Annotated in this window: 7 protein-coding genes; 6 read left to right on the top strand and 1 reads right to left on the bottom strand. The window is 39.4% G+C overall.

Annotated features, from left to right (window positions below; genetic code table 11):
* Window positions 1-386: 386 nt before the first annotated feature.
* The 5 genes from XEN7305_RS01545 (at window position 387) to XEN7305_RS01525 (ending at window position 5,824) form a co-directional block, all read left to right on the top strand.
* Complete coding sequence (locus XEN7305_RS01545; RefSeq protein ID WP_006507560.1) at window positions 387-1,835, top strand: M48 family metallopeptidase; 1,449 nt, start codon at window positions 387-389, stop codon at window positions 1,833-1,835.
* Between the two features lie 9 nt (window positions 1,836-1,844).
* A complete protein-coding gene (locus XEN7305_RS01540) occupies window positions 1,845-2,765 on the top strand; it encodes a serine protease (protein ID WP_006507559.1) in 921 nt (306 codons plus the stop codon).
* A 36-nt stretch (window positions 2,766-2,801) separates the two neighbouring features.
* On the top strand, window positions 2,802-3,545 hold the full coding sequence (locus XEN7305_RS01535) for a tetratricopeptide repeat protein (RefSeq protein ID WP_006507558.1): 744 nt from the start codon (window positions 2,802-2,804) through the stop codon (window positions 3,543-3,545).
* A gap of 77 nt (window positions 3,546-3,622) precedes the next feature.
* Window positions 3,623-4,231, top strand: a complete 609-nt coding sequence (locus XEN7305_RS01530; protein ID WP_006507557.1) for a COP23 domain-containing protein — start codon at window positions 3,623-3,625, stop codon at window positions 4,229-4,231.
* A 183-nt stretch (window positions 4,232-4,414) separates the two neighbouring features.
* Entirely contained in the window at window positions 4,415-5,824 is a 1,410-nt protein-coding gene (locus XEN7305_RS01525) for an ATP-binding protein (RefSeq protein ID WP_006507556.1), read from the top strand.
* Window positions 5,825-5,900: 76 nt separating this feature from the next.
* On the opposite strand, the gene XEN7305_RS26285 is transcribed toward XEN7305_RS01525, so the two are convergent.
* Complete coding sequence (locus XEN7305_RS26285; RefSeq protein WP_006507555.1) at window positions 5,901-10,529, bottom strand: NF038122 family metalloprotease; 4,629 nt, start codon at window positions 10,527-10,529, stop codon at window positions 5,901-5,903.
* A 509-nt stretch (window positions 10,530-11,038) separates the two neighbouring features.
* Between XEN7305_RS26285 and XEN7305_RS27270 the strand changes: the two genes are divergently transcribed.
* On the top strand, window positions 11,039-11,304 hold a 266-nt coding region (locus XEN7305_RS27270), incomplete at its 3' end, for a filamentous hemagglutinin N-terminal domain-containing protein (RefSeq protein ID WP_238568919.1).

Genomic DNA, 11,304 nt, shown 5'->3' with positions numbered 1-11,304 from the left:
GATCCTTGTGCTGTCAAGAATAAACCACCAAATTGCCTTTTTTAACGGGGCTTCGCCCTTGAAGGCAGAGGGCAGAGGGCAGAGGGCAGAAGGATAAAACTACTTCTAACTTATCCCTTTAGGTTGAATTCCTCCGCTTCTTTAAGTGGAACAGGGCATAGTGGTGATTCTAATTCTCCCACTATGCTAGTTATTTTCTGCCTTCTGCCTTCATTCTTCTGCCTTCGATTTAAGCTCAATCAAGACTCGATTCAATCAAATTAGATATTATGTAAAGAAAATTAAAAAATATGGTTTTGGAGAAGCTATGTCTTAGTAGGATGTTTATATAAGAAATTAAATTATAGCCATTCCAAATTGATTGTAAGAATTTTGGAGATTATAAGGTGCGACTCCCGAAACAGTTAAGATTACTTGCCCGTAATCAATTATTTTTAGTGTTTCTGACTTTTTCATTAGTTATTTTGAGTAGCAATGCAGTTATTTCAAAATCATTAATCTCTGCTGAACAGGCAAGACCAGTAACACTAGATTCAGAAGAATCCTATCAGGTTAGTCAGAACTTTTTAAATATCAACTTTGGAGGTAACTATTATCCCAGACTTGCCGAAGCAGATCGTTTTTATAAACAAGGTGATCTCACCAAAGCCAGGGAAATCCAAGAGACAGTCAAGCCGGATTTTGAACCTGCGCCTCCTCCTGCATCCCCACAAGTCGATGCAGAAAACTTATCTCCAGCAGGTAAAGTGTATTGGCGAATTGCGAACCAAGGGATGGAAGAAGGTTTAGAAAGCAAAATTTTCGTGCCGTTAGAAAAATTGACGGAAAATTCTCCTGATTTTATACCAGGTCATTTACTACTGTTGCAAGCCTATGAGCAATATGAGAAAGACGAAGAAGCACTAGCTGCGATCGAAAGATTAGCTACACTTTATCCCGAACAAACGGATGTTCTAGATAAAAGAATTGAACTTTTGGTTAAAAATGACAAATATTTAGAAGCTTCTATTGCTGCTCGTCAATTTGCGATCGCATATCCTGATGATCCCCAAGCATCACGCTATCAAGCGATCGCCAGTGAATATAAACGAAAGTATCGTAATAAACTACAACAAGATCAGATTATTTCAGGAATCCTAAGCACCGCAGTTACCGTTGTTTTTGTCGGTGATCAAGCAGGATTTCAAACGGGTGCATTTCTCCTGGCAGGAGAATCAGAAGCTGGCAAAAGTCTAGCTCAGGCCTATCAACAAAATCTGACTTTGGTTAATAATTCTCAATTAGTAGGGTATGTTGACAGTGTCAGTCAAAATTTGGCCAGATTAATGGGAAGAGATGAGTTTGAATATGAATTCTTTATCGTCGAAGATCCTAGTCCCAACGCTTTTGCCCTACCTGGCGGCAAAATTTTTATTAATACTGGAATGTTACAGCTCATAAGTTCAGAAGCTGAGTTGGCAGGGCTCTTGGGTCATGAAATAGCACATTCTGTTCTTTCTCATGGTTTTCAGGATATAGCCAGCAACTCTTTAACCTCATTAATTCCTTTTGGTGAATTTGTGAATGCTGACTTGAGCCGAGACCAGGAAAAACAAGCAGATATTTTAGGGACAAGAGTTTTAGCCTCATCAGGTTATTCGGCTGATGGGCTCTACAATATAATGGCTAAATTGAAACAACTAGAACCAAAATCCAATTGGTCGAATTCTTTGCTAGCTAGTCATCCAGCCTCAGAAACGAGAATGAATTATTTAGAGGAACTTATTCAGCGCAATGGCTATAATCGCTACGCTTATGAAGGTGTTGAGCGCTATCAAGGGATCTTTGCCAATTAATTGACAATTATGAAAAATTTTCTTCCTACTATTTTTGGCACGGCCGCGATCGCGATAGTTCAATCCCAAGTAGCTTTATCGCAGACGATTGATAATGTAGAAGCGATCGCAGAGCAAGTTACTGTGCAAATATATCCATCCCTTGGAGACCCCGGTTCTGGAGTAATTATTGGCAAACATGAAGATATATATTATGTATTAACTGCTAGACATGTTTTAGATGCGGTTAAAGCAGGGGAAGAAGCAGATCTAGATACATATGATGGGAAAACACATCAAATAGATATCAGTAAAATTGAAAAATTACCCAACAATGTCGATTTATTACTCTTGCAATTCGAAAGCGATCAAGATTATCCTATTGCCACTATTTCTGATTTCAATTACCGTCTTTACCGAACAAACGATTATGAGAATAGTTTATTTACCGATGCTTCCCCTAAGCAATATGTATTTGTTTCAGGTTGGCCCATAACAAAAGAAGAAGCAAAGCGTGTTTTTACTCCTGGTTATCTTTTCGATAATTCTGGGACTGCTATTTCCCATCAACCAGATATTTCCGAAGAAGATGAGTTTGGTGGTTACGAGTTAATCTATACTAATCTGACCCATCCAGGAATGAGTGGCGGGCCAGTATTAGATACTCAAGGTCGTTTAATTGGCATTCATGGTAGAGCAGACGGCAGACAAATAGGAGAAGAAGATGAAATTATTCGAGACTATTTAGATGAAGTTGGTCCCCCTGTAAGGATCAAAGTAGGTTTGAGTCAGGGCATCTCTATCAAAACCTTCTTATCTTGGGCATCAACCCGCACATTTTATGATTATTTAAATATTGAGGATTCGGCTCCCTCTCCTTTGAGTCAAGCTATCGTTAATGATTGGCAACCACCGATCGCGATTGAAAACACCGATAATCCCTATTATTAGTTAGAAAGGGGCAATCAACTTTGGCGTATCGACCGAGTGGCTGAAGCTAGAGGTGCGTTTAATAATGCGATCGCCTTACGAGAAGATTTATACTTAGCTTGGTTTGCCAAAGGTTTTGCTCTGGGTTTTGATGAAAAATATACTCTAGCTCTCGAAGCCTGTGACAAAGCCATTGAACTTCAAGTGAATCCTTCTCGCTATAAATATGATGCCTATCGTTGCAAAGCAGGGGCCCTGCAAGCCCTACAAAGATTTGAACCAGCTTTGGATAGTTTGAATGCGGCTATTGAGATTAATCCTAATAATTCCGCCGATTTTCTGATTCAAGGGGAATTGCTATATGCTCTAGGACAATACAGAGGTTCACTAGAATCTTTAAACAAGGCTGTAGAATTAAGAAAAATTCAAAACCTATCTGATTCAGCATTGCTGTACAACAATCGAGGTTTTGTCCAGATTGAATTAAGGCAATATGAACTTGCTTTAGAAGATATTGAAACAGCTATTAGAATCGATCCTAGCTATACTCCTGCATGGAGAAATAAAGGCTTAGTATTAGAAACAGTGGGGAGGAATGAAGAAGCTCTTGATGCCTATGATCAGGCTACGGAATTAGACCCCAATGACTATAATGTTTGGACAAATAAAGGTTTTGTTTTCTATAAATTGGAACGATATGAAGAAGCAGAAATATCTTTAGAAAAAGCTTTAGAAATTAAGCCTGATTATCAACCTGCAATCAACAGTCTAGAAGCATTAAGGTTGAAGATTCAAAATTGAAATACCATTAAACTCATTTATCATTAACTTATCAGGTAATAGACCCATTAAATTTCTTTAGGAGTATTACTGACATTATGAAATTTTCTAAGTTTGCAACTTTTTTGAATGTTTCTGCTGTGGCTTTAGCGACAACTTTAATTCCTAGCCGGCCAAGTTTGAGCCAAGAACCAAGCTTTTTCTGTGGCATTGAAGATGGTCACCCTGCGACCATTGTGCGATCGCCAAGACATGGCAATATTCCGATCATCGTCTGGAGCTCTGGTTTTTTCGAAAGTGGCGGCTATGATAACCAAACTCGTTGCGATATTGTTTCTAACAAATTTCAGTATTTTAGCGATCGCGGCACTCTCCAATTTTTCACTGCTGGTAGAGTCAAAAGACAGCCAGTAATTTGTGCCGTATCTTCTACTAATTCACCTTGTAATAGTGATAGTCTTTTATTCACTCTCAAGCCAGGAACTAATGCTCAAAACACTCTACAACAACTTTTCGATGTCAGAAGTGGGGCGACAGGTCGTACTCTGAATGAAAATAATAATGTGACAGCTCAAGACAGAATATATGTGAATTTTGAGGAATTTCTAGAGAAAAAAGCTCATGAGGAGTCTGGGGTAAATCCCAAATCATCTCCAACTATTATTGAAAGTACAGACGATAATCTTGGTTCAGACACGCTTTTTTAGTGATTAGTCCAACTTCCCCTTTAAAATATAATCGCAAATGTCCAAATGATGACTGCTTTGCTTTTGTGGAGATAGAGTTGCAAATTTAAATCATAATTATAAAAATCAGGATTCAAATGCCTATCATCCATAATGATTGAGGGTGGTTTTCCTTTAATTATCTAGAATATACAGCCAAGCAGCATGACACAAAGCTTATTACAACTCAATAGTGAATGGCAACCAAAAGTGGAAGAATCCTTAGCAATCAAGCAACTTACACGACGCTCCATTGCGAAAAACCTCAATATTTCTCCAGGGTCGGTCTCCAAATTTATCAATTGCAAGCCGATCGCCGCACATAATTTTATTCGCATTTGCCAAGAGCTCAATTTGGATTGGGGTAATGCTTCTGCTAGCGAACCAGAAAGAAATGATCAAATAGTTAGTTTTAAATTCAAACAGAATAGTTTTAAAGCTAATCCAGGAGGAGAAATTGCTCCACAAGAGATAATTGGCCGAGAAAAACTAATTGCTCAAATCTGGTCGATTCTCGAACAACAAAGTTTAATTTTTATTGGCGAAAGACGTATCGGCAAGAGCAGCACGCTCAAAAAAATGAAAGCCGAATCTGCCAGTAGCATGGTACCGATTTATCGAGACCTAGAAGGAATTCGCACCCCGATAGAATTTGTGGAAGTCGTTTGGCAAGATATCGAGACCTATCTCAGAGAGCAAGGTAAAGCCAGAAGAGTTCGAGAATTTTTAGGACAGTTGCAAGAAACTCAGTTTACAGGCTCCAGATTTCCCCATATCGCCGATGACTATTGGAAAACTCTGCTGATTAAAGCAATAGAAGATTTAGTAACACTTCAAGAGCGTCAAATAGTCTTTATCTGGGATGAAATTCCCCATATGTTAGAGAATTTTAGCGAGCAAGCTGCCATGGAAATGCTGGATGTCTTGCGATCGCTCCGTCAAACTTATCCCGATGTCAGGATGATCTTTTCTGGTTCCATTGGCTTACATCATATTTTTAAAAACCTGCAAAAAGCTGGATATCGCAACGATCCAACCAATGATATGTATACAATTGACGGTCAGCCTCTGGCTTTGGAAGATGCGATCGCCTTAACTTCCTATTTGATAAAAGGGGAAAATGTCTCAACTTTCAATGCAGAAAAATCAGCGAGAGATATTGCCGAAGCTGTAGATTGTATTCCTTTTTATATTCATCATCTAGTCAACCAATTGAAAACTTTAGAAGGTGAGGTTTCTCAAAATGCCATTCACTTTACCGTAGAAGAATCACTACGCAACCCCCTTAATCCCTGGAAAATGGATCATTATCGCGAAAGAATTGACAATTATTATACTGAAGAGCAAAAACCCTATGCCCTCAATATTTTAGATCTTTTGGCCATTAATCCTCCCACTTCTTTTCAGAAATTATGGCAAGTTTTATATAGTGACCCACAAACCAATAATAAGGAAATGGCGAGAACCATCATCAGATTATTAATGAAGGATTATTATTTAGTGCAATCAGGGAGTATTTACAGTTTTCGTTATCCCCTAGTGCAAAAATATTGGCGATTTTCTAGAGGCTTATAGCTATATTTGTGGAGTGGTTTTCTCGTAATGTCGGGAATAGGGAACGGGGAACGGGGAACAGGAAACCGTTTCTTACTTAGACTGTGCTGACATATTCAAAAGCACTACTATTGAGATTCAAGGTATTATTGTTTTCCAGGATTACTACCAAATCACCATTGCGAGTGAGATGAAGATCATTACCTTGCTGTGTTTGTTGATAATCACCAGCCACTCCATTTAGCTGTACGATATCCTCACTAGCATTAAAGTCTTGAATCACAGCATAATCCTGAGCCCCATCAGTAGCATAGAAGGCTTGATTTTCATCTCCAAGGATAAATTTATCTGCGCCAGCACCACCTTCGAGGGTATCTTTTTCTAAGTAGCCTGCAACTATGCCATCAGTACCATTGATGACATCATTACCCGCGCCACCCCTGATAATATCGTGACCACCATTACCGAAGATATTGTCATTGCCGCCAACAGTATTATTTGTATTTAATTCAGAGGAATTTCCTTGATTAACATCAACTACTAAGCGAGGAGCAATATTACCTTCCGCAGAATCAAAGTCCACTCCATTAGAGCCCGTAGGCAACAAAGCCCATCCTTGGTTAGTGTTCGGATTTGCTTGCCAAGCTTGTAAACTAGCCGTGACATCAATAGTCAGAATACCAGTGCTACTTGCCTGAACATTAACAAATGGGACCTTGGCAGCTTCTGTCCCATCGGCTTTAATTCCTTTATTCATGGAATTCCAAGTAGCAGTATCTGACCAGCTTTGCAGCATTTCATGAACTTCAATGTTGTTACCAGTGTTAGAAACATTAATTTCCAAGAATGCAGAATTAATAGTGTCATCTAGCGAAATTTGACCAGATTGGCTGCCAAAGATATCTTCAAACTTAATCAAACTATGAGCCTCACTATTAGTGTCAACATTGAGCGACATAGCTCCACTATTATTGGTATTAACGAAATCTTCTTCAAGGCTAGTATCAACAGTACCCGTGTAACCATGAACTCCTTGCTGAAAAGTTAGTATTCCTGGCGTCTTGGGAATGGTGACTCCATTATCTCCGAAAATTATGTCGTTGCCAGAGTTACCGTAAACTTGATCGTCTCCTGCACCACCAAGGATCGTATCGTTACCGCCAACACTAGACCAATCAATCTCAATAATGCCACGCTGTAAACCATCGAGGCTACTATGCCGATCATCCCATTTCCCATCATTACTATAGTAGTTTAGAACAGCATAATTTTGGCTATTCCCAGAATTATTAGGTTCAGAATGAAACCAATTCGTATAAGTATTGCTTTGACCACTGGCCCATTTCCATACTCCTTCTTGTTCGCTATCACTAAAACCAATCCAGAAGCTTTCATCGGTATTAAAAGTATTTTGTAGCCAAATATTCTCCCCATCATCATTGATCGTAACTAGGTTACCACCATAACTCTTGGCTTCTTTTTGCGCTTCCTGCCAAGTACCAGCTTGACTCAAGATATAAACACTATGACCATACTGCAAAGCACCATCTATCAGAGGAGCAGTAATATTACTAGAATCGTTGAGTTCATTTTCCCCAAAGATAATATCATTGCCTTTACCACCATCAATCCCATCGTTTCCAGCACCACCTCTAAGGATGTCGCTATTCAGTCCTAGTTCTAATTCAGGAGTAATGTTAATAGTTTCAGGAGGAGTGTCGACATCGGCGGGAGAAGAATCATTAGAGTCATCAGTCGAATCATCTTGAGGCAAGTCAATAGGAATAAACTCGATATAGTCAACGCGAGCAAATTCGTAATGTTCCGCCTGTCCTTGAATTTCAATCTCAGCATTTACATCAATATGCATACCCTCAGAAATAGTGCGGGAGTGCTCTTGATTAGAACCGCTTGTATTCTGGTTGAGTACCCAATTATCAATTTCTGTATTGGCAATCTTGACGCTAAGTGAAGCATTACCATCAGATTCATCAATGTAGTGAACTTTAACTTGGTAATGACCAGCTTCTCCAGTGAATGCCTGACTAGCAAACCCATCAGGATTACTGTAACTGGTGCGGATTACTGTTCCGTTATAGTAGTAATTGTCTTGGTAATAACCTCCTGAGAGGTTCATGTTTTCTGCTTCGATGATAATAGGTTCTTGACCTAAAATTACATCGGTATTGTTACTATTGGGACCGTTATCAACAACAGGCACAAATTCAATATAGTCTATCGAACCTTCTCCGCCTTCGTCATCGTAATTGATAATGCTTTGAAGATTAAGGGAGTCATTAACAGTTAGAGGAATATTATTGATAGTGTGAGTAGTAAAGTTTCCAGCACCGATCTCTTCTCCGATATTTTTAGTAAGATTCCAACTAGCGATCGATGTTCCATTTAATTCAACTATAATTTGACCATTCGCTTCTTCAATATCGTGATAACCAATAATGATGTTATAGGTTCCAGCTTGTCCCGAAAAATTCATGCTTCCAGAAAACCACTTATCTTCATCATCATATTGAATTAAACTACCACCAGAAGCAAAGCTTTTGTTTTTTACTTTATACTTGCCACTCCAACTCATATCTTCTGCTTCCACTCTCAGAGGATCTTGAGCTAAAACCACATCGTCGGTAATGTCGGAGACAGTATTATCTTCAACAGGTGTTTCCTTAGCAGCAGTAGGATTAAAGGCATTAGTTAAATTAGCTAAATTATTCCCAAAGTCCTGTTGTAAACTTCCCGAATATTCATCCCCATAGATAAAATCATCTCCACTGCCGCCATTGCCAATATCTTCCCCTGCTCCAGCAACTAAAAGATCTTTGCCAGTTGCTCCTTCTAAGGCATCATCTCCGGCACCACCAATCAAAACATCATCTCCCGCATCTCCACTGAGAAAGTCTCTGCCAGCTCCCCCATCAAGATAATCATCATGGTCTCCGCCCATCAAAACATCGGCACCACTTTCTCCAAAGAGAACATCATTATCAGATTCTCCCGAAATTACATCGTCGCCGTCACTGCCCATGATGGAGTCATTGCCATCAAAACCAAAGATAGTATCGAATCCCGCATTCCCAAAAATTGTGTCATTTCCCTCCGCACCGTCAATTAGATCATCACCTTGTCCCGCTTTAATTTGATCATCACTAGTATCTCCGCTAATGATGTCATCTTCATGACCTCCTTTAAACATTTGATAATAAACAGGGGAATTCGCGGTCTCGTGACTTTCTCCAGGTAACTTTATATCGTCCAAATTTCCGTCATCTTGGCTAGCAAAGAAGACCTCCTGCCACCAGGAACTACCTCTACCATTATCCTGCGCCCACCATTCATAAAGCTCTTGCCAAGCACCACTACCCCCACCGTTATTTTGTGCCCACCATTCATAGAGTTCTTGCCAAGACGAACTACCACCGCCGTTATTTTGTGCCCACCATTCATAAAGCTCTTGCCAAGACGAACTACCACCACCGTTATTTTGTGCCCACCATTCATAACTGTGCCTCATCATCTGATTTAAATCTTTGAAGAAATCTTTCAGTTCTTTATCATCAAGAGATTCCAAATCTGAATCTGAACTACCAGAGCTATCTTCTATATTGCTTGTATTAGCAGTTCCCTTAGCAGCAGCTAGGTAGGCGGTTTCCATCTCGCCAATTAATTCCAGGTCAGATAAAGGCACATTGGCATTATCTTCTAAGTATTGGACAGAAAAGCCCATTTTATTAGCTAGTTGAACTTTCGCTTGAGCCAGTAAAACTTCTAAATTTTCACTCTCAAATAATTGCTCAACATCTGCTGCTTGTGAGCTTAAATCGTAACCCATCAGATCAAAAGCTAAGACATCCAGGTCAGTAATCGAGACTCGTTCTTGATACCAAAGAGTGGGGTCCATAATACCTAAAGGATCGTAGCGTCTTTCCCAGTGACTCGCTTGGAAACCATCGCCCTCTTTTCCTGTGGACATTTTGGCACTTAAGGTTTCTCCTCCATCGGGAGAAAACCAAGCTACTCCGCCAATAGATAGATCATTAACTGCCCCGTCAGGATTGTCTTGAGCTAAACTTCCGGCAGAAAAACGGAATAAATCTAGGGGAGAGAAATTGCTGAGTTCTGTTCGACCAGAATGGAGAGTTTCTTTTTGCAGCGAAAAATCCAAACTGCTGGTAAAACCAAGAATATGTCCTGTTTCGTGAAGAGCCACACTCATGAAGTCCAGAGTATCGGCTGCGGCTTCACTGTTGCGTAAATAATTAAAATCCCAGGCAAAATCCTGGTTCATCATAATTGTGCCATCGAGAAGATTTTCTGACTCATCTAGGACATAGCGATCTAAACTAATGGCCTTATTCATTCCCAAGGCTTTGGCTAACGCAGTGGTCAATTTTAGTTTGGTGTTGCCGCCAACTAGATCTCCATCAAGCAAAAAATCGATCGTGTTGCCTTGCTGTAGAGCATTGAAGGCCATTTGATCTTCTATTGAAGTGATATCTGCTTCGTAATATTGTAGAAAGAGAGCGTAATGTTGTTCGTGAAATTTAGGAATTGCCCCACCAATAACGTTGGAATTCAGCTGGTCGGTGGTTTTAGCCAGGATATTAACTTCTACATCGTCGGTGAATAATTTACCCCAAATAATGGATGCGATTTCGTACCCAATCATTTGTTCGTAACTAACATCTGGGGCATATATAAAATTAATTTTCATAATTTTTTCTCTTCAAATCCTAGGCAATCAATAACAATAATTAATTGCTATAGATTTTCGTGTGTTTGTACAATGCTACAAGCAACAGTATTTAATTAGGTGAATTTAAGTTAAATGTTCTACGAAATAGTCATAAATTTTAAGCCTTTCAAGGACTTTCTTATACGAGTAAATACGGCAATTTGGTTTTGGAGAGATAAACTTATAAGAGGCTCAAGAAATTTATTTTTTCCGTGTAAATACTGATGATTTCGAGTTGAATTTACTGTTTATCAAGCCGAATGAATTAAACTCACACAAATTGAATATGGTCGGTTTCAATTTTGGGTTACCCAATTGGGAACAATCAGATTGAAGAATTATTTAAGTGTATCCACACTAACTTTACTAGTCCCGAAACTAAGGCAAATTATTGACTTATGCTGACTATCAGAAATCTCTTGTTATTACAAGTTAGAGCAAATAGAAAAAGCTTGTGGCTGATTTGCTGCCTCATAATTTTTTTCTTCTTGAACAATACATCGAGTACCTCAGCACAAATCACCCCCGATACCAGTCTGCCAACTAATTCGAGAGCAATTCTCGATGCTAACGGAGATCTCATCACCATCACTGGTGGTACCGACACCGGCAATAATTTGTTTCATAGTTTTCAGGAATTTTCTGTCCCGGATGGTCAAACAGCTTTCTTTGACAATAGTTCGTCTATCGAAAATATCTTCAGTCGGGTTACCGGCAGCTCCATATCGAATATCGAAGGCATTATTCGTGCCAA

The organism is Xenococcus sp. PCC 7305 (genome assembly GCF_000332055.1).
Taxonomy (GTDB): Bacteria; Cyanobacteriota; Cyanobacteriia; order Cyanobacteriales; family Xenococcaceae; genus Xenococcus.
The sequence above is the reverse complement of the archived record's forward strand: the minus strand, read 5'-3'. Positions and strand labels throughout refer to the sequence as shown.

Excerpts from the sequence above, each read along its gene's own strand:
- XEN7305_RS01540 (WP_006507559.1), top strand. The coding sequence starts at position 1,845 with ATGAAAAATTTTCTTCCTACTATTTTTGGCACGGCCGCGATCGCGATA.
- XEN7305_RS01530 (WP_006507557.1), top strand. The coding sequence starts at position 3,623 with ATGAAATTTTCTAAGTTTGCAACTTTTTTGAATGTTTCTGCTGTGGCT.
- XEN7305_RS01525 (WP_006507556.1), top strand. The coding sequence starts at position 4,415 with ATGACACAAAGCTTATTACAACTCAATAGTGAATGGCAACCAAAAGTG.
- XEN7305_RS26285 (WP_006507555.1), bottom strand. The coding sequence starts at position 10,529 with ATGAAAATTAATTTTATATATGCCCCAGATGTTAGTTACGAACAAATG.